The sequence below is a fragment of the Mesorhizobium sp. B2-1-3A genome (assembly GCF_006442655.1).
In the GTDB taxonomy this organism is placed as follows: Bacteria; Pseudomonadota; Alphaproteobacteria; order Rhizobiales; family Rhizobiaceae; genus Mesorhizobium.
Genome location: NZ_VFWK01000009.1, coordinates 44,011 through 62,351 on the forward strand (window position 1 = coordinate 44,011; position 18,341 = coordinate 62,351).

The window sequence follows — 18,341 nt, forward strand, 5'->3', positions numbered from 1 at the left end:
CGTCTCGCCCGTTAATCTATAAAACTTGTAGACTTTGTCGATTGCTATTTTATGCCATTTGTTGGAATGAATTTCTCAAAATCTTGGAAGGATCGGTATTTTCAACCAGGATTTAGCGTATCCGGGTCTGTTCGTCCGACGCAAAAAGCCATGCGGATCACCGGCTTGCGATGTTCTTCAGGCCCATCGGCTTTGTCATCGGCCCGCCAGCAGATGCTTGATGAACAGGTTGAACAGTTCCGTCTGGCTGGAAATGTCGAGTTTGGCATAGATGTGCTTGCGATGGATCTTCACCGTGCCCTCGGCGATCTCAAGGATGCGGCCGATCGACATCGAGGAATGGCCGCGCAGGATCAGGCTGACGATGCCTTGCTCGCGCCGCGTCAGCCGCGACGGCGCGAAGGTCTCGAACGCCTGTTCGACATCCTGGCCGGTAGGCTGCTGGACCGGTTCGTTGTCCGAACCGGCCGGCGCCAGATGCTCCCAATGCCGTTGCGCCAGGCTGGTCACCATCGGCGCCGTCCGCTGCAGTCGCTCGAAATCCTTCTCGCAGAAAGCCGGGCTGCCATTCGCCCGCAGCAGCGAATAGGCGATGTAGAAGCTGCCCTGGACCGGAACGAGGAAGACGATCTCCTCCGCCAGCGTACCCGATTCCATCGAAATGCAGGGATGCACGTCGGGCGAATTGTAATATTCGCCCTCGAAGAAGGCGTCCGGCGCCAGGTCGACGAGGCGATGCAGCCCTTGCGGCGCGCGGCGCAGGCAGGCCGAATAGACGGCATCGAGCAGATAGGTGCCGTTGAGGTAGTTGGTCATGATCTGGGTCGAGGACACCGCGCCCAGCCCATCATGCAGGAACATCGGCCGGTCGCGGCCGGGATAGGCGAACGCACAGCTGAGATCAAAGGGGGCTACCTCGCGCAAGGCGTTATCGAGCCTTGCGGCAAATCCCGGTTTTCCGATCAGCGGCACCAACTCCGGCAAGGCGTCATGCCAGCCCGCCAGCGCCGCCATCTCCAGTGAACCCATCCTCGCTTCCTTGCCTGCATATCCTGCGCGTTGCGGTTCGCGCGGAACATATCTCCTTGGGGATATATACGCTGGTGACGTGCTCTTGAACTATGCCCCGATCGCAAGAGAGCGAAGCGGCCACGCTTCGCTGGAAAAGAAGGGGAACAGCGATGACAGAGCAAGCAATGGAGCGCGGCACGGCCGGCGTTACCTATCAGACCGTCGACAAGCAGTATTTCGAACAGCGCCAATTGCAGCGCCACGCCGGCCTGTTCTCGCTGTGGATGATGGGCGTCGGCGCCGTGGTGGCCGGCGAATATTCCGGCTGGAACATCGGCCTCGCGCAAGGAGGCTTCGGCGGCATGCTGCTGGCCGCGCTGATTATCGGCTTCATGTATATCTGCCTGTGCTGCTCGATCGGCGAGATGAGCGCCGCATTGCCGCATACTGGCGGCGCCTATTCCTTCTCGCGCACCGCGCTCGGTCCCTGGGGCGGCTTCACAACCGGCCTTGCCGAGAACATCGAGTTTGTGCTGGCGCCGGCCGCCAACATGTTCTTCATGAGCTCCTATCTCGCCGCGATCTTCGGCACGCCGCAAAGCGCGCTGCCGTTGTGGTGGGTGGCCGGCTACGTCGTCATGCTCGGCCTGTCGCTGCGCGGCCTCGAACTATCGATGAAGGTGGTGATCTATGTGACCGTCGCGGCGATCGCCGTGCTTGTGTTCTTCTTCGTCGTCGCCATCCCGCATGTCGATTTCTTCAGATACGCGCTGAACATCGGCGCGGCGGCGGACGGTCCGGCGGCACTGGCGGACGGCAATGGCCCCTGGCTGCCCTTCGGCTTCACCGGCGTGATGCTGGCCCTGCCCTTCGGCGTCTACATGTTCCTGGCCGTCGAACAGCTGCCGCTGACGGCGGAGGAGGCCAAGAACCCCACCCGCGACATGCCGCGTGCGCTGATCCTGTCGATCGTGACGCTGATTGCGCTGGCACTCGGCGTTCTGTTCTTCAGCGCCTCGATCCCGCATGGCGCGCACGCCATGGGCTCTTCCGGCGAACCGCTGCTTGACGGCTTCCGCACCATCTTCGGCGACGGCTGGGCCAAGCTTTTGGCTTCGGTCGCGGTGCTCGGCCTTGCCGCCAGCTTCTTCGCCGGCAGTTTTGCCTCCGGCCGCAACATCTACTCCCTGTCGCGCGCCGGCTATCTGCCGACGGCACTTTCGGTGACCGGCGCCCGCACCAAGACACCCAATCGGGCGCTTGCCACCGGCTCCGCCATGGCGCTGCTGATGCTGCTCGTGGTCTGGTATCTCGGCGGCGAGAACAATGTCGCCTTCATGGGCGGCTTCCTGGTCTCGATGATCGTCTTCGCCGGGATGGTGTCCTACATCCTGCAGAGCATCGCATACCTGCGCCTGCGCACGCTCTATGCCTCGATTACTCGCCCCTTCGTCAGCCCGCTCGGCAAGTTCGGCGCCTACGCCACGATCCTGATCTGCATCGTGACGCTGGCCTACCAGTTCTTCGATCCGCTCTACCGCTGGGCGGCGATCGCGGCGGCGGTGTGGTATGCGATCGGCCTCGCCTACTTCGCCTTCTACCGCCGCCATCGCCTGGTGCTGTCACCGGAAGAGGAATTCGCTGTCTCCGGTGGCTCCCTTGGCCATCCTGAGCGCGAGGGATAGCATTGCGATCGAAGACGAAAAGCCACTGAAACGGGACGGGAGTAAGAAGCATGGGCACAAGACTGGCCGGCAAGGTCGCCATTATCTCGGGCGGCGCGACGGGAATGGGCGGGGCGGCCTCGGAGCTGTTCGCGGCCGAAGGCGCCAAGGTGGCGATCATCGACCGCAATGGCGAGGCGGCCGCGGCAACGGCGGCGGCGATCCGCGCGCGGGGACACATAGCCGAGCATTTTGTCGCCGACGTATCCGACGAAGCCCAGGTCGAAGCGGCGGTAAAGGGCGCGACGGAGAAACTCGGGCCGGCCACGGTGCTGTTCAACCATGCCGGCACCATTGTGATAAAGCCGTTCCTGGAGACGACCGTGCAGGAATGGGACTGGCTGCATGCCGTCAATGTCCGTTCGATGTTCCTGATGACGCGCGCCGTGCTGCCCGGCATGATCGCGGCCGGCGGCGGCTCGATCGTCTGCACCTCCTCGATCTCGGCGGTGGCGGCGACGCCGATGGAGGTGCTCTACGACACCACCAAGGGCGCCTGCCACATGTTCGCCCGCGCCATCGCCGTCGAGTTCCGCGACCGCAACATCCGCTGCAACGCCGTCTGCCCCGGCTTTATCAGGACGCCGCATGGACTGCGCGAGGTCGCCGACCTCGGCAAGCTTGGCGTCGACGTTTCCGATGCGGCACTCGCCGCGCAGCAGGGCCGCATCGGCGAGCCTGAGGAGGTGGCGAAGGCAGCGCTGTATCTGGCCAGCGACGAGTCCAGCTTCGTCAATGGCGCGCATCTGTTCGTCGACAATGGTTTTACCGCAATGTGAGGCTTCTCAGGGACAGCTTGGCGCCCTTCCTCTCCCCCTCCGGAGGGAGAGGAAAAGACGCCAAGCCCTCTACCGCTCTTCCCTTCGGAACGGCTTGAGCAGCGCCGACGGCGCCACCGCGTTGCGCGACATGAAGGCCATCGCGACGATCGTGAAGATGAAGGGCAGCATCAGGAATGCTTCGTAGGGTATATGCCCGAGCCCGCTCGCCTGCATGCGCAGCTGCAGCGCATCGACGAAGGCGAACAGCAGCGCGGCACCCGCCGAGCGCCACGGGTCCCAGCGGCCGAACACGACCAGCGCGATCGCCACCCAGCCACGCCCCGACACCACACCGAAAGTGAAGGCGTTGAACTGCGCCATCGACAGGAACGCGCCAGCCAGCCCCATCAGCGCACCGCCGAGGATGACGGCCTGGAAACGCGTGGCAATGACGCTGACGCCGGCCGAATCGGCCGCGCGCGGGTTTTCGCCGACCATGCGCACCGACAGGCCCCAGGGCGTGCGGTAGAGCACGAAGGCGGCGAGCGGGATGGCCAGGATCGCCATGTAGACCAGCGCGAACTGGTTGAACACCGCCGGTCCGAGCACTGGAATGTCGGAGAGAACCGGGATCGGCAATGTCTGGAAACCCTTGATGCTTGGCGGCACCGATTGCTGGCCGAAGATCAGCCGGTAGAGGAAATAGGCGAGGCCCGACGAGAACAGCGTCACGCCAATGCCGCAGACATGCTGGCTCAAGCCCAGCGCCACCGTGAACAGCGCATGCAGCGCGCCCATCAGCATGCCCGTCAGCACCGCCACCAGCACGCCCAGCCACAGGCTGCCGCTCAGGCTGGTGGCAGTGAAGCCGGTCATGGCGCAGAGCAGCATGATGCCTTCGATGCCGAGATTGAGCACGCCCGCCCGCTCGGAGAACATCTCGCCCAGCGTGGCGAAGGCCAGCGGCGTGGCGATGCGGATGATGGCGGCCAGGAAACCGACCTGGAAGATCTGTTCGAACACCGCGCTCATGAGGCTGTCCCCACGCGGCGGATGCGGTAGGCGGTGAACAGCAGCGCCACCAGCATGGCGAGCAGCGCTGTCCCCTGGATGACATCGCTGAGGAAGGCCGGCACGCCCGTTGCCCGCGACATCGCCTCGGCGCCGGTCATCACGGCGGCGAGGAAGATCGCCGCCGGCACCACGCCCAACGGATTGAGCCGCGCCAGCATGGCGACGACGATGCCGGAATAGCCGTAGCCCGGCGAGATATCGCTCATCACCTGGAAATGCACGCCGCCGACTTCGCCGACGCCGGCGAGCCCAGCTAGCGCACCCGACAGCAGCGCGGTCGAGAGCAGCACGCGTTCGACATGGATGCCGCCATAGCGTGCGGCTTCCGGATTTTCGCCGGTGACCCTGATCCTGAAACCAAGCGTCGTGCGCGCGATCAGGAACCAGATCAGAGGTGCGGCGATCAGCGCCACCACGACGCCGAGATGCAGGCGCGTGCCTTCGATCAGTACCGGAAAGTTGGCCGAGTCCTCGATCGGCGGCGAGATCGGATAGCCGCTGAAACTATCCTTCCACGGCCCTTCGATCAGCGCCATCAGGGCATAGTAGATGACCGAATTGAGCAGCAGCGAGCTGACCACATCGTCAACCTTGAACTTGACCCGCAGCGTGGCCGGAACAAGGGCGACGGCAGCACCAGCGGCGGCACCTGCGATAGCCATCAGCAGCATGGCGAGCGGCCCCGGCATCGGGATCGCGCCGACAAAGCAGCTGGCGACCGCGCCGGCCAGCAATTGCCCTTCAGCGCCGATGTTCCAGAATTTGGCACGGAAGGCGATGGCGACCGCCAATCCGGTGAAGATCATCGGTGCGGCGCGCACCAGCGTTTCGGTGATCGCATAGCTGTCGCCGAGCGAGGCCGTGAACATCACCCCATAGGATTCCAGCACGCCGGCGCCGGCCAGCGCGATGAGGCCGCTGCACAGGACAAGCGTGGCGCCGATCGCCAGCAGCGGCAGCGCCAGATTGAACCAGGCGGGCGTTGAGGTGCGGACTTCCAGGCGAAACATCAGCCGTGGCCCTCCGCCCCGGTCATCATCAGGCCGAGCCGCGCGATCGTCGCATCGGCGCTGTCGAGCGTGCCGACGATGCGGCCTTCATACATCACCGCGATGCGGTCGCAGAGCACCAGCAGCTCTTCGAGATCCTCGCCGATGACGATGATGCCGCAGCCCTTGGTCCGCATGTCGAGGAATTTTTCATGGATGAAGCGGGCGGCACCGATGTCGAGGCCGCGCGTCGGCTGCGAAACGATCAGGACCTTCGGATCGAAGGCGAGCTCGCGGGCCAGAAGCGCCTTTTGCAGATTGCCGCCGGACAGCGCCCCGGCGCGGGTCATCGGCCCGGGACATCTGATGTCATAGGCCTTGATCTGCGCTTCGGCGAAGGCGCGGATCGCATCCGGCTTGAGCAGGCCCTTGGCTGAAAAGGAGGCGGTGCCGATGCGCGGCAGCACCATGGAATCGGCGAGCGGCAGATTGGTGACCAGGCCAGTCGTCATGCGGTCTTCCGGGATGCGGCCGAGGCCAAGCGCCTGCACCTCGCGCGGCGAAAACCGCGACACAATCTGGCCGGCGATCGTCATCCGGCCGGCATCGGGCGCGCGCACGCCGGAGATCACCTCCGCCAGCGCCCGCTGGCCATTGCCCGACACGCCGGCGATGCCGAGGATTTCACCGGCGCGAACGGCAAGCGACACATCGCGCAGCACGGTGCCTGAATGACGCGAGGTGGAAATGCCGTCGAGCGTCAGCACATCGGCACCGGGCGTCGACGCGCCCCTTGCCGGCGGTACGATTTCGTGGCCGCACATCAGTTGTGCCATCGCCGCCGACGTGGTGTTGGCGGGATCGTCGACACGGCCCGCGACACGGCCGTGCCGCAGCACGGTGCAGCGATGGGTGAGCGCCCGCACCTCGTTGAGCTTGTGCGAGATGAAGATGATGCCGAGGCCCTGTGCCGCCATCGAGCGCAGCGCCGAAAACAGTCCGTCGACCTCGCTTGGCGCGAGCACCGCCGTCGGCTCGTCGAGGATCAAGAGCCTGGCGCCGCGAAACAGCGCTTTGACGATCTCCAGCCGCTGCTGTTCGCCGACCGACAGCGCCGAAACCGGCAGATCGGGATCAAGCGTCAGCCCGTGCTGGCGGCTGATTTCTGCCAACCGCGCCAGCCCGCCGGCGCGATCGATCCGCCCCGATTTTCCCGGGATACCGATGAGCAGATTTTCCAGGACCGTCAGTCTTGGCGCCAGATGAAAATGCTGGTGCACCATGCCGATACCTGCGGCCAGCGCGTCGGCCGAACTGGTGATCCGCACCGGCTGGCCCTGGATCAGGATTTCGCCGGCGTCCGGCGCGTAGGCGCCGAACAGCACGTTCATCAGCGTCGTCTTGCCGGCGCCGTTCTCGCCCAGCAGGCCGAGGATCTCGCCCGGCGCGACAATGAGGTCGACGGCCTCGTTCGCCTTGACGGCGCCGAAGCTCTTGGTGATGCCGCGCATTTCGATGAGTGGGGCGGGCAAGGGCACTCCTGCGGAGAAATGGCTCTGCTTCACCCTCCCCCTTGTGGGGAGGGTGAAAGATCAATCCGAAACCGGCGTGTTCTCATCCACGTCGACGCGGAAATTGCCCTCAAGAATCTCGGCCTTCTTCTTCTCGACCAGATCCTTGACGTCCGCCGGCAGCGTCTTGTCGAACTTGTGGTACGGGGCGAGATAGGAGCCGCCCTTGGCCATGCGCGAGAAATCGCCATAGTCCTGCGCGGTGTAGACACCGGCCTTGACCAGTTTGATCGCCTGTTCGACCGTCGGATACATATCCCAGACCGGGCCGGTGATGACCGTGTCGGGGCCGAGGCTCGACTGGTCGGACATGTTGGAGATGGCGTAGATCTTCTTCTCGACCGCCGCCTCGATGACGCCGAAGCGCTCGGCATAGATGACATCGACGCCGGCATCGATCTGCGCCACCGCGGCTTCCTTGGCCTTTGGCGGATCGAAGAAGGAGCCGATGAAGGCGACCTTCTTCTTGACGTTCGGGTTGACCTCCTTGGCGCCGGCAAAGAAGGCGTTGACCAGCCGGTTCACTTCCGGAATGCCCATCGCCGCCACGGCGCCGACCGTGCCCGATTTCGACATCTTGCCGGCGATCATGCCCGAGAGGTAGGCCGGCTCATGGATCCAGTTGTCGAAGACGCCGAAATTGGGCTCCGCCGGGCCGGCACCCGAGCCGAACAGCCAGGCCGTCTTGGGGAACTGCTTGGCCGTGCGGCGCGACTCGCGCTCGGCGGCGAAGGCATCGCCCAGCACCAGCTGGTAGCCGCCTTGCGCATATTCACGCATGACGCGGCTGAAATCGGCGGTCTGCACCTTCTCGGACCATTTGTATTCGATACCCAGTTCCTTCTCGGCCTTCTGCAGGGCGACATGGATCTGGTTGTCCCAGGGCTCCTCGATCGGCGTGGCGAAGATCGCCGCCACCTTCAGTTTCTTGTCCTTGGCGAAGGCGGCGCCCGGCAGCATCGCCGCTGCCAGGCCAAGCGCGCCGAGCTCCAGCACGTTGCGTCGCGAAATCCCTTCGCGTGTCGATTGGAATTTGGTCTTCCGGTTTTCCATTGCAGTCCCCTCTGTTCGACAGCCGTGTCGAGCCGGCTGTTCTAGAAATGTCAGACGGGGAACTATGGAACGGGTGCGGACTTTTGTCCACATGGTCAAATTTGGCGACGCGCCGAATCCGACCATGTTTTCGGCAAGCCGAAAGATCGCGCGATCAGGCCCTTTCGAGCGCGATGGCGATGCCTTGGCCGACACCGATGCACATGGTGGCCAGGGCATAGCGGCCGCCACGTTCGCGCAGCTCCAGCGTCGCCGTGCCGGAGATGCGTGCGCCCGACATGCCCAGGGGATGGCCAAGCGCGATGGCGCCGCCATTCGGATTGACGTGCGGTGCATCCTCGGCGATGCCGAGCTGGCGCAGCACGGCGATGCCTTGCGAGGCAAAGGCTTCGTTGAGCTCGACGACATCGAATTGTTGCGGCGTCAGACCGAGCCGCGCGCACAGTTTTTGTGTCGCCGGTGCCGGACCGATGCCCATGATTCGCGGCGCGACGCCGGCGGCAGCGCCGCCAAGGATGCGGGCGATCGGCGTCAGACCGTATTTGTGCGCTGCTGCTTCCGAGGCAACGATCAGCGCCGCCGCCCCGTCATTGACACCGGAGGCATTGCCGGCCGTCACCGTGCCGCCCTGACGGAACGGCGTCGGCAACTTGGCCAACGTCTCGACCGTGGTGCCGGCACGGGGATGCTCGTCCTTCGAGACGACGATCGCATCGCCCTTGCGCTGCGGGATCGTCACCGGCGTGATCTCCTTGGCCAGCCTTCCATTGGCCTGCGCAGCGACGGCCTTGTTTTGGCTGCGCACGGCAAAGGCGTCCTGGTCCGCGCGCGAAACGGCAAAATCCTCGGCGACGTTTTCACCGGTTTCAGGCATCGAATCGACGCCGTACTGCTTTTTCATCAGCGGGTTGACGAAACGCCAGCCGATGGTGGTGTCGTAAATCTCGGCATTGCGCGAAAAAGCCGTGTCGGCCTTGGGCATGACGAAGGGCGCCCGGCTCATCGATTCGACGCCGCCAGCGATCATCAGTTCGGCCTCGCCGGCCTTGATGGCACGGGCGGCGATGGTCAACGCGTCCATGCCCGACCCGCACAGCCGGTTGACGGTCGAACCCGGGATCTCCTTCGGCAGGCCGGCCAGCAGCAGCGCCATGCGCGCCACATTGCGGTTGTCCTCGCCGGCCTGGTTGGCGCAGCCATAGACGACATCGTCGACCGCCTGCCAGTCTATGCCGGCATTGCGCTCGACCAATGCCTTCAGCGGGACGGCGCCGAGATCGTCCGCGCGTACCGAGGACAGCGAACCGCCGAAACGGCCGATCGGCGTGCGGATGTAGTCGCAAATATAGGCCTCGGCCATGTCATGCAGCCTTTGCTTTTCCGGTTCCCTCATGCGCCGCCCTGGTGCGGGCCTGCAGGTCGCGCAATGTATTGAGTTCGAGTTCGCTTGGCGCGGGTGTTTCGTCAAGCGCCTCGGCGAACTTGACGACCCAGCCACAGCTTTCCTGCACCTGCTGGCGGGTGACGCCCGGATGCAGTGACACGACGGTGAATTCCTTGGTCACCGGGTCCGGCTTCCAGATGGCGAGATCGGTGATCAGCAAGGTCGGGCCTGATGTGTCGATGCCCAGCCGCTTGCGATGGTCACCGCCCTCGCCATGGCCGAAGGAAGTGAAGAAGTCGATCTTTTCGACCATGCCGCGCTTGGTCTGCGCCATGGTGATGTAGATTTCCTTCGACGAGGTCGCGATCTCCGGCGCACCGCCACCGCCGGGCAGCCTGGTCTTGGGATGAAAATAATCGCCGATGACCGTGGTGTTGATATTGCCGAACTTGTCGAGCTGCGCAGCACCCAGGAAACCGATCGAGATCCGGCCGCCCTGCAGCCAGTAGCGGAACATTTCCGGCACCGCGACGGTGGTGACAGCGGTTTCGCACAATTCGCCATCGCCGATCGACAATGGCAGCACATCAGGCGCGGTGCCGATCGTGCCGCTCTCATAGATCAGCGTGATGTCGGGCGCATGCGTCAGACGCGCCACATTGCAGGCGGCGGACGGCGCACCGATGCCGACGAAGCAGACATCGTCGTTCTTCAACGCGCGGCTGGCGGCAATGGTCATCATCTCGTTGGGGGTGAAGCCCATCCCGCTCATGCCGCTTTCCTCAGATGCTCGACACGTCCGGCGAAGTCGCCGGCGCTCTTCTCGATGACGTTTGCCTGCATCCAGGTCTGGAATTTCTCACGGTCGGCGGCGATCTCGTCCCACTCCAGATAGGCGGCGTTATCGCGTGCGTAATAGCCATGCGCGTAGGACGGGTGCGATCCGCCGGGCACGACGGAGATCGCCGCGATCGTCCAGCGCGGCAGCACCGTCAAATTGGGATGGAGATCGTCGAAATCGTCGACCACTTCCTCCACGGTCACCACGGCGCGTTTGGCCGCCAGCACCGCTTCCTTCTGGATGCCGATAATGTCCTCGACCAGCACATTGCCCTTTTTGTCGGCCTTCTGCGCATGGATGAAGGTGACGTCGGGACGGATCGAAGGCACCGCCGCCAGTACCTCGCCGGTGAACGGACACGTGACCGATTTTATGTTCGGGTTGACCGCCGCGAGGCCTGCGCCGCGATAGCCGCGAAACACCGCGCAGGGCAGGCCCGCCGCGCCCGCCTCATAGGCGTTGGCCATGCCGGCATGGCTGTGCTCCTCGACCTCGATCGACCGGGGAAAACCGTTCTCGATGGCGTCGCGCGCGCGCCGCAGCAGCCCGACGCCGGGATTGCCGACATAGGAGAAGACGATCTTCTTCGCCATGCCCATGCCGATCATCTGGTCGTAGATCAGGTCCGGCGTCATGCGGATCAGGGTCAGGTCGCGAAACCCCTGGCGGATCGCCTCATGCGCGGCGGCTGTCGGGATCAGATGGGTGAAGCCCTCGAACGCGACGGAGTCGCCATCGTTCAAATTCTCCGCAACGGCCTGCTTCAGCGGCAGGAACTTGACCATCGCCAGGGCTCCAATCCAAAAAGTTCGTATTGCGAACATATGTTTTATATGCGATACTTCTAAGCCGACTGGGACCACGGAGTCAATCCTGGCACTCAGCACCCTTGCGCGGAGGCGAGATGAACGAAGAGACCCCTTCCCGCGATCATGTCGGCTCGCTCGAACGCGGCCTTGCCGTCATGGAAATCCTGGCCCGGCATCCCGCGGGCATGACGCTGACCGAAATGGCCGAGGAGGCCGGCCTGACTCGCGCCGGCGCCCGCCGCTTCCTGCTGACCTTGGTTGCCACAGGCTATGCCACACAGGCCGGCCGCGTGTTTTCGCTGTCGCCTCGCCTGCTGACGGTTGCCCGCACCTGGCTCGGCGGCGCCTCGCTGTGGAGCTTTGCCGCCCCCATCATGCGGGCCGTGGCGGCACAACTGAACGAAGCCTGCTCGGCCGCGATCCTGTCGGGCGAGGACGTCGTCTACGTCGCCCGCATTCCCGGCCGCCGTATCCTCAGCGTCTCGCTCGATGTCGGCACGAGGCTGCCGGCCTATTGCACGTCGATGGGGCGGATCCTGCTTGCCGGCCTGGCATCAGGGGAACTGGACACATTTCTCGGCCAGGCGACCATCGAGAGACGAACGCCAAAGACCATCACCGATAAGCGTGCGCTGGCCGGCGCCATCGGCAAGGCGAAGGCGGACGGCTTCGCCATTGTCGACGAGGAGTTGGAGCTCGGCCTGCGCTCCATTGCCGTGCCGATCCGCGACCGGGCGAAACGCACGGTCGCGGCCATCAATGTCTCGACCCAGTCGGCGCGGTTCACCGTCGCCGAGATGGAGCGGGAAATCCTGCCGGCACTGCTTGGAGCCAGAGAGCGCATCGAGGATTTCTTTGTCGTCTAGACCGCGTCTGGCGACCTCAATGCTTGATCCGGTCCCGCATCGCGTACCATAGCATGCCCAGCACATAGAGCGGCCCACGCAGCGCCGTGCCGCCGGGGAACGGCATGGGCGTGAGCGTCGAGAACAGATCGAGCCGTGAGGCATCGCCGGTGATCGCCTCGGCGAGCAGCTTGCCCGACAGCGTCGACAGGATGACGCCCTTGCCGGAGTAGCCATGCGCGAAATAGACCTCGCCATAGTGCCCGACATGCGGCAGCCGCGACGTGGTCACCGAAACCAGGCCGCCCCAGGCATGATCGATGCGGCAACCCCTGAGCTGCGGAAACGTGCCTTCCATATGCGGCCGCACGAAGCCGGCAATGTCGGCCGGCGGCGACGGCGTGTAGCGCTCGCCGCCGCCGAAAAGCAGGCGGCCATCCGCCGACATGCGGTAGTAGTTGACGACGAAGCGTGTATCGGACACCGCGACATTGGCCGGGATGACATTGCGTTCGCCCTCCAGCGGTTCGGTGGCGACGATGTAGTTGCCGACCGGCATGATGCGGCTGTTGACGCGCGGCTCCAGCCCGTGCAGCAGCGCATCACCCGCCAGCACGACATGTTTGGCCCGGACCGAACCCTTCGATGTCGAGACGCGGATCGAAGGCTCGCGCTCCAGCTTCACCGCCACCGAATTCTCATGGATGACGACGCCCGCAGCCACTGCCGCGCGGGCAAGGCCGAGCGTGTAGTTCAGCGGATGCATGTGGCCGCCGAGCGACTCATACATCGCGCCGTGATAGGGCGTGTCGACCTTGGCCCGCGCATCCGCCGCCGATAGGATCTCGACCTCGCGGAACTTCATCACGCTTTCCAGGCATTTGGCCTCTTCTTCCAAATCCTTGAGGTCGGAGCCGTTGACCGCGCCCACAAGATGGCCGGTCAGCCGCAGGTCGCAATCGATCTTGTGGCGCTCGATGATGTCGAGCACCAGGCCGCGCGCCTCGAAAGCAAGGTCGAACAGCACCTTCGCCCGCTCGGGACCGTAGAGCTTGACCAGACCCTTGGCGCCCTTGCGCAGGCCGGGGATCATCTGGCCGCCATTGCGCCCCGAAGCCCCCCAGCCGATCTTGCCGCCTTCGAGCAGCACCACCTTCAGGCCGCGCTCGGCGGCGTGAAGCGCGGCGGACAGCCCGGTGCAGCCGCCGCCGACGACGACCAGGTCGGCCTCGACATCGCCGACAAGCGCCGGATGGTCCGGCGCCGGATTGGCCGTGGCGACATAGTAGGATTTGCCGATATCGAGACCGGAATTGAAGCCTGTTGAAGATGCCATGATCACACCTTCAGCAGCAGATGGTCGCGTTCCCAGCTCGTCACCACGCTCTGGAACAGGTCGAGCTCGACACTCTTGACGCGCAGATAGGTCTGGAAAAAATCCTCGCCGAGCAGTTTGCGCACCGGGTCGCAAGCCTCGAAACGATCGAGCGCCTCCTCCATGGTCTTCGGCAGCGTGCTCTTGATCTTGTAGGCATTGCCCGACGCCTCGGCCGAGCGCGCCAGCTTCTGCTCGACGCCGAGATAGCCGGCGAGCAGCGAACCGGCGATTGCCAGATAGGGATTGGAATCGGCTCCCGGCAAGCGGTTCTCCACGCGCCGCGCGGCGCGCCCGCCGGCCGGCACGCGCAGGCCGCAGGACCGGTTGTCGTGCGACCATTCGATGTTGGCCGGCGCGCTGTGGTTGGGCCTTATGCGGCGGAACGAATTCACATTGGGTGCGAACAGCGGCATGATTTCCGGGACAAATTTCTGCAGGCCGCCGATGAAATGGCCGAACATCTCGGTGTCGGCATCATCGTCGCCGGCAAACAGCGCGTTGCCCGCCTCGTCGACCACGGACATGTGCAGATGCATCGAGCTGCCGGCCTGCGCGGCGATCGGCTTGGCCATGAAGGTCGCATGCATGCCGCATTGCTGCGCGGCCTGGCGCGTCAACCGCTTGAACAAAAGCACCTGGTCGGCCAGCGGCAGCGCGTCGCCATGCAGGAGATTGATCTCCAGCTGCGCCGTGCCCGATTCATGGATCAACGTGTCGAGCGGCAGCCCGGCGGCCGCGGCATACTCATAGACGCGCCGGATCACCGGCTCGAACTCCTCGAGCGCCGCCATGTCATAGGGATGCTGCACGGTTTCAGCGCGGCCATTGGCGCCGACCGGCGCGGTCAGGGGCTTGTCCGGATCGGGATTGTGCGCGGTCAGATAGAACTCGACCTCCGGCGCCACCACGGCCCGCCAGCCGCGCTGGCGGTAGAGATCGAGCACGGCGCGCAGCACATGGCGCGGCGAGGCCATCCATGGCCTGCCGTCCATGTGGAAGGCGTCGGCGAAGACATAGGCCTTCCCCGCCCCGGCGCCTGGCGCCAGGCACAGCGTCGAAACGTCAGGCACCATGCGCATGTCCGGGTCCGAATAGGCAAAACCCTCGTCGATCGAGCCGGAATAGCGGCCGTCGATGCTGACCAGGAAAGCGCTGCTTGGCAGATAGAGCGCGCGGTCTTCCAGCGCCTTGAGGAATTTTACCGTCGGCAGCGCCTTGCCGCGCAGCACGCCGTTCATGTCGGGCACCAGGCATTCGACCTCGTTGATGCCGTGCTGGGCCAGCCAGGCCTTGGGGTCGTTGGTTGCGGTATTCGTCTTCTTGTCGAGCATTTCGTTCACGTCCGTATCAGGGAGAGTATGGCTTGCGCGGCCACGTCCGTTCCGGGTTTCAGCGCCATCTGGGCTGCATTGTCCCTCAGGCGGGCGCGCATGGCGTCATCGGCCAGCAGGCCGAGAATGGCTCTCTCCAATACTCCTTCGGTCCAGCCGTCGCGGCCGATATGGTCACCGGTGCCGGTCTCTTCGGCGCGGCGCGCATTGTCGTGTCCGTCCCAGCAATAGGGCATGATCAGCGACGGCACGCCGAAGCGCAGCGCCTCGCAAAAGCTGTTGTTGCCACCATGGTGGATGAACAGGTCGGACTTCGCCACCACCGAAGGCTGCGGAAACCAGGCGTCGAGATAGACATTGTCCGGCACCGCGCGATAGGCGTCGCGCAGGCCGCCGGCATTGACGATGAAACGCGCCGGCAGCCTGTCGAAGACGGCGAGCATGCGCTCGATCAGCGCGACATCCATGGCCCCTAAGCTGCCGAAGCTGACATAGACCAGCGGTCCGCCATTGCGCGGGAAGACTGGCACTTCGAATGGTCCTTCCGACCGCACACAGCCTTCGAGATAGACGAAGCGGGCCGGATCGAGCGGCTCGGCACGCTCGCGGCGCACGATCGTCGGCGTCAGCAGCAGGTTGAGGTCGGGCGAGCTTTCCAGGAACAGGCCCTTCGGCAACGGCGCCAGGCCGGCGTCCACGCGAAAACGGTTGAAGCGGTCATGCACCGGCGCGGAGGCCGCGAGATAGCGGGCCTCGAACGCCGCGCGTTGCGGGTCATCGGCGCCGAGGCCGGATAAATAGGGTGGCACCCGGGCGTCGGGCAGCTCGGTCTCGGCGCAGGAGACGACGCGCACCCAGGGACAGCCGGCGGCGGCGATCGCCGGGAACATGATGACATTGTCGAGCACCACCGCGTCGGGCTTCAGCCGCGCCAGCAATTGGCGTAGCGGCCCCTCCGCATTGACCGCCGTATCGACGATCGCCTGCCAGGTCGGCGCGACATAGGTTTCGAGCTGGTCGATCGGGCTGAGCCTGAAATGCGGCAGGTGCCGGCGCACGAAGGCCTGCCAGTAGCTCTGGCGCTCGCTGTCGCTCAGCGGCTCGTCGGTCGGCAGCTGGTATTCCTGGAAACCATAGTCGGCAAAGACGCCGGAGAAGCCGGCATGGCAGATGAAGACCGGCCGGGCGCCCTTGGCACGCAATGCCTGCGCGATGCCGACGCAATTCAGCGCCGCCCCGAAACTGGCTTCGGGAAACAGCGCGATGGTCGGGCTGGCTTTACGCGTCAATTAATCCTCTTCATTCCGGCCGGCTGATCATGCCGAACAGCGCGGGTGCGCCGCGGCTGGCCGCCTGCGGTCGCTGGTTGCGGGAGAGCCGCAGGTGGATGCGAAGCAGATCTGCAGCCACCTCATACTGCCGGCTTTCGAGATGGTCGAGTATGTTCAGGTGTTCCAGCAAGGATTGCCGGAGCCGGAAGACGTTGACGCCGCCATAGAGGCCCGGCAGCCGGCGCAGCCTGAGATGGTCGGCCAGCGCGTCGGCGACGAAGCGATTGGCGCAACCCTCAGCGATCATGCCGTGAAAATCGATGTCCAGCCGCTGGAACTCGCGCGTGTCGAACGCGGCATCCGGCAGCGCCGATAGCGCGTCCATGCCTTGGCGCAAGGCCGCCGCCCGCGCGCCGTCCAGCCGGAAGCCCGGCGTCAGGATCGCCACGGGCTCCAGCACCAGGCGGAATTCATAGCTTTCGCCTTGCGCCTCAGGATCGTCGGGCGTGCGGCGGAACAGCCATGACTGGCCGGGCGCACGGTCCAGAAGATTCTCTTCCGTCAGTTTATTAAGCGCTTTTAGTACCGTCTTCCTCTCGGCACTGTAGCGTCGCATCAACGCTGCGGCGGTCACCGTCTGGTCCAGCCTGCGCGCCGAGCGGTCGCGCAGGATCGCCTCGGCCAACTCGTCCTCCTCCGCGCTGGGAAGCTCGGTGGCAATAGCCGGCTGCGCGGCGAGGTCGACCGCCAGGTGGTAACCGGTATCGGCCTCCCAGCGCACGACGCCCCGTTCCGCCAGCAGGCTGAGTGCCGCCCGCACCGGCGTGCGCGAGACATTGCACAGCGAAGCGATCTGCTGCTCGGGCAGGCGCGCGCCGGGCTCGAAGCCACGCTGCCGCGCCACATCCAGGATCCGCTGCGCCAGATCGAGATGGTTGGTGCGAGGTCGTCGGGCTGCGGCTTGCATGACTGGTCTCGGGGGACGGATGGGACCTTACTGGTTTGGCCGATCGCCGGGACAAGCGCAATCGGCCAGATTCCTCGGTCGGTTGGCAAATTATGGATTGACGTACTTTTTTCTGCAATAGTACTGTCAGCGCAATCGGCGATAAAAAGACCGAGGGAACAGGATCGAGGGCAGCGGCGTGGGTCGCACCCGGTCCAGCACAGAATTCGACGATCAACCGGAATGGGAGTCTGCCATGACCGCTACCAGCCCGCGGCGCCGTGCGCTCAAGGTTTCTTCAATCGCTGTCGGCCTTGCCCTGGCGCTGTCCGCACCGGCAATGGCCGCCGGCCTCGTCATCTCCAACTGGGACGGCTACATGGCGCCCGATGCCATGGCCGCCTTCAAGACCGCGACCGGCGTCTCCGGCGAAGTGGTGGTGCACGCCACCAATGAAGAGATCATGGGCAAGCTGATCGCCGCCGGCGGCAAGGGCTATGACGTGGTCTTCGTTTCCTCGCCCTTCGCCGAAGTGCTGAACAAGCTCGGCCTGACCGAGCCGATGGACCACGCCAAGATCCCCAACCTCGCCAACCTCTATCCCGAGGCAACCAAACTGCCGCACGATGTCGGCAACGCTTTCTCCGTGCCCTACACCTGGGGCACGACGGGCCTCTGCTACCGCTCGGACCTCGTCAAGGCGGCGCCAACGAGTTGGAGCGACCTGCTCGCTCCTTCCGACGAGCTGAAGGGCAAGACCACCATGCTGGCGACCGATCGCTGGCTGCTGGCCGCCGGCCAGCTCGACAAGGGCTTTTCCGTCAACGAGACCGATCCGGCCAAGATGGCCGAGGTCAAGGACCTGCTGATCTCGGCCAAGAAGACCCTGCTCGCCTATGACGACACCACCTTCTATTCGAAGCTGGTTTCCGGCGAGGCGCTGATGGTGCAGGCCTGGGACGGCTGGTGCAATTACGGCATCGCCGAAAAGCCGGAGATCAAGTACGTCATCCCGAAGGAAGGTTCGGACCTGTGGGTCGACACGATGGTGGTGATGAAGGCTTCCGAGCACAAGGACGACGCCTTCAAGTTCATCAACTTCATGCTCGACGCCAAGAACCATGCCTGGGCGGCGCAGAACATCGACTACAAGGTGCCGAACAAGCCTGCGATGGAAAGCCTGCCGGCCGACTTCCTCGCCAAATTCCCCAATATGGCGATGCCGGTGGCCGATCTCGTCAAGTTCGAGCAGCTGCGTGACGTCGGCGAGGCCCAGCGCGACTATTCCAAGATCGTCAGCGAGATCAAGGCCGCGCAGTAAGCGGCTTGGACATCACGGCCGGCGGCGCTTCG

The 18,341-nt window shown here is 64.7% G+C and carries 16 protein-coding genes; 4 read left to right on the forward strand and 12 right to left on the reverse strand.

What is annotated here, in order from left to right:
* Nucleotides 1-195 precede the first annotated feature (195 nt).
* Complete coding sequence (locus FJ977_RS31020; protein ID WP_140775992.1) at nt 196-1,029, reverse strand: helix-turn-helix transcriptional regulator; 834 nt, start codon at nt 1,027-1,029, stop codon at nt 196-198.
* A gap of 167 nt (nt 1,030-1,196) precedes the next feature.
* Between FJ977_RS31020 and FJ977_RS31025 the strand changes: the two genes are divergently transcribed.
* Both FJ977_RS31025 and FJ977_RS31030 read left to right on the forward strand, forming a co-directional pair.
* Nucleotides 1,197-2,696, forward strand: coding sequence for an amino acid permease (locus tag FJ977_RS31025; protein ID WP_140776427.1), 1,500 nt, complete (start codon nt 1,197-1,199; stop codon nt 2,694-2,696).
* Between the two features lie 50 nt (nt 2,697-2,746).
* On the forward strand, nt 2,747-3,514 hold the full coding sequence (locus FJ977_RS31030; RefSeq protein ID WP_140775993.1) for an SDR family oxidoreductase: 768 nt from the start codon (nt 2,747-2,749) through the stop codon (nt 3,512-3,514).
* Nucleotides 3,515-3,583: 69 nt separating this feature from the next.
* On the opposite strand, the gene FJ977_RS31035 is transcribed toward FJ977_RS31030, so the two are convergent.
* From FJ977_RS31035 to FJ977_RS31065, 7 genes are all read right to left on the reverse strand, one after another.
* Nucleotides 3,584-4,528 (reverse strand): ABC transporter permease, encoded by a 945-nt coding sequence (locus tag FJ977_RS31035; RefSeq protein ID WP_140775994.1) that lies wholly within the window; start codon nt 4,526-4,528, stop codon nt 3,584-3,586.
* Nucleotides 4,525-5,580: an ABC transporter permease gene (locus tag FJ977_RS31040; RefSeq protein WP_140775995.1), complete on the reverse strand. Its 1,056-nt coding sequence runs from the start codon at nt 5,578-5,580 to the stop codon at nt 4,525-4,527. Before FJ977_RS31040 ends, FJ977_RS31035 begins: the two co-directional genes overlap by 4 nt.
* A complete protein-coding gene (locus FJ977_RS31045) occupies nt 5,580-7,091 on the reverse strand; it encodes an ABC transporter ATP-binding protein (protein WP_140775996.1) in 1,512 nt (503 codons plus the stop codon). Before FJ977_RS31045 ends, FJ977_RS31040 begins: the two co-directional genes overlap by 1 nt.
* A 60-nt stretch (nt 7,092-7,151) precedes the next feature.
* Nucleotides 7,152-8,183 carry a BMP family protein gene (locus FJ977_RS31050; RefSeq protein ID WP_056574893.1) on the reverse strand — a complete coding sequence of 344 codons (1,032 nt, stop codon included), beginning with the start codon at nt 8,181-8,183 and terminating at the stop codon, nt 7,152-7,154.
* 154 nt (nt 8,184-8,337) lie between these two features.
* The gene (pcaF, locus tag FJ977_RS31055; protein WP_140776429.1) at nt 8,338-9,543 is read right to left on the reverse strand and encodes a 3-oxoadipyl-CoA thiolase; all 1,206 of its coding nucleotides are present in this window, start codon (nt 9,541-9,543) and stop codon (nt 8,338-8,340) included.
* 1 nt (nt 9,544) lies between these two features.
* The gene (locus FJ977_RS31060) at nt 9,545-10,339 is read right to left on the reverse strand and encodes a CoA-transferase subunit beta (protein ID WP_140775997.1); all 795 of its coding nucleotides are present in this window, start codon (nt 10,337-10,339) and stop codon (nt 9,545-9,547) included.
* Nucleotides 10,336-11,193 (reverse strand): CoA-transferase, encoded by an 858-nt coding sequence (locus tag FJ977_RS31065; protein ID WP_140775998.1) that lies wholly within the window; start codon nt 11,191-11,193, stop codon nt 10,336-10,338. The genes FJ977_RS31060 and FJ977_RS31065 overlap by 4 nt, the downstream gene beginning before the upstream one ends.
* 119 nt (nt 11,194-11,312) lie before the next feature.
* Here FJ977_RS31065 and FJ977_RS31070 point away from each other — a divergent pair, with 119 nt between their 5' ends.
* Nucleotides 11,313-12,083 (forward strand): IclR family transcriptional regulator C-terminal domain-containing protein, encoded by a 771-nt coding sequence (locus FJ977_RS31070; RefSeq protein ID WP_140775999.1) that lies wholly within the window; start codon nt 11,313-11,315, stop codon nt 12,081-12,083.
* 16 nt (nt 12,084-12,099) lie between these two features.
* Here FJ977_RS31070 and FJ977_RS31075 read toward each other — a convergent pair whose 3' ends face one another.
* Genes FJ977_RS31075 through FJ977_RS31090 form a run of 4 tightly spaced genes read right to left on the reverse strand, consistent with a single transcriptional unit; the run spans nt 12,100 to nt 17,009 of the window.
* Nucleotides 12,100-13,398, reverse strand: a complete 1,299-nt coding sequence (locus FJ977_RS31075) for an FAD-binding oxidoreductase (protein ID WP_181180123.1) — start codon at nt 13,396-13,398, stop codon at nt 12,100-12,102.
* Between the two features lie 2 nt (nt 13,399-13,400).
* Entirely contained in the window at nt 13,401-14,771 is a 1,371-nt protein-coding gene (locus tag FJ977_RS31080) for a glutamine synthetase family protein (protein WP_140776434.1), read from the reverse strand.
* A gap of 5 nt (nt 14,772-14,776) precedes the next feature.
* Nucleotides 14,777-16,060 (reverse strand): glycosyltransferase, encoded by a 1,284-nt coding sequence (locus FJ977_RS31085; protein ID WP_140776000.1) that lies wholly within the window; start codon nt 16,058-16,060, stop codon nt 14,777-14,779.
* 10 nt (nt 16,061-16,070) lie between these two features.
* Nucleotides 16,071-17,009 (reverse strand): GntR family transcriptional regulator, encoded by a 939-nt coding sequence (locus tag FJ977_RS31090; protein WP_140776001.1) that lies wholly within the window; start codon nt 17,007-17,009, stop codon nt 16,071-16,073.
* Nucleotides 17,010-17,244: 235 nt separating this feature from the next.
* On the opposite strand from FJ977_RS31090, the gene FJ977_RS31095 reads away from it, so the two are divergent.
* A complete protein-coding gene (locus tag FJ977_RS31095; protein ID WP_140776002.1) occupies nt 17,245-18,309 on the forward strand; it encodes a spermidine/putrescine ABC transporter substrate-binding protein in 1,065 nt (354 codons plus the stop codon).
* Nucleotides 18,310-18,341 lie beyond the last annotated feature (32 nt).

Excerpts from the sequence above, each read along its gene's own strand:
- FJ977_RS31020 (WP_140775992.1), bottom strand. The coding sequence starts at position 1,029 with ATGGGTTCACTGGAGATGGCGGCGCTGGCGGGCTGGCATGACGCCTTG.
- FJ977_RS31025 (WP_140776427.1), top strand. The coding sequence starts at position 1,197 with ATGGAGCGCGGCACGGCCGGCGTTACCTATCAGACCGTCGACAAGCAG.
- pcaF (WP_140776429.1), bottom strand. The coding sequence starts at position 9,543 with ATGGCCGAGGCCTATATTTGCGACTACATCCGCACGCCGATCGGCCGT.
- FJ977_RS31065 (WP_140775998.1), bottom strand. The coding sequence starts at position 11,193 with ATGGTCAAGTTCCTGCCGCTGAAGCAGGCCGTTGCGGAGAATTTGAAC.
- FJ977_RS31040 (WP_140775995.1), bottom strand. The coding sequence starts at position 5,580 with ATGTTTCGCCTGGAAGTCCGCACCTCAACGCCCGCCTGGTTCAATCTG.
- FJ977_RS31070 (WP_140775999.1), top strand. The coding sequence starts at position 11,313 with ATGAACGAAGAGACCCCTTCCCGCGATCATGTCGGCTCGCTCGAACGC.
- FJ977_RS31035 (WP_140775994.1), bottom strand. The coding sequence starts at position 4,528 with ATGAGCGCGGTGTTCGAACAGATCTTCCAGGTCGGTTTCCTGGCCGCC.
- FJ977_RS31050 (WP_056574893.1), bottom strand. The coding sequence starts at position 8,183 with ATGGAAAACCGGAAGACCAAATTCCAATCGACACGCGAAGGGATTTCG.
- FJ977_RS31080 (WP_140776434.1), bottom strand. The coding sequence starts at position 14,771 with ATGCTCGACAAGAAGACGAATACCGCAACCAACGACCCCAAGGCCTGG.
- FJ977_RS31090 (WP_140776001.1), bottom strand. The coding sequence starts at position 17,009 with ATGCAAGCCGCAGCCCGACGACCTCGCACCAACCATCTCGATCTGGCG.
- FJ977_RS31060 (WP_140775997.1), bottom strand. The coding sequence starts at position 10,339 with ATGAGCGGGATGGGCTTCACCCCCAACGAGATGATGACCATTGCCGCC.
- FJ977_RS31095 (WP_140776002.1), top strand. The coding sequence starts at position 17,245 with ATGACCGCTACCAGCCCGCGGCGCCGTGCGCTCAAGGTTTCTTCAATC.
- FJ977_RS31030 (WP_140775993.1), top strand. The coding sequence starts at position 2,747 with ATGGGCACAAGACTGGCCGGCAAGGTCGCCATTATCTCGGGCGGCGCG.
- FJ977_RS31075 (WP_181180123.1), bottom strand. The coding sequence starts at position 13,398 with ATGGCATCTTCAACAGGCTTCAATTCCGGTCTCGATATCGGCAAATCC.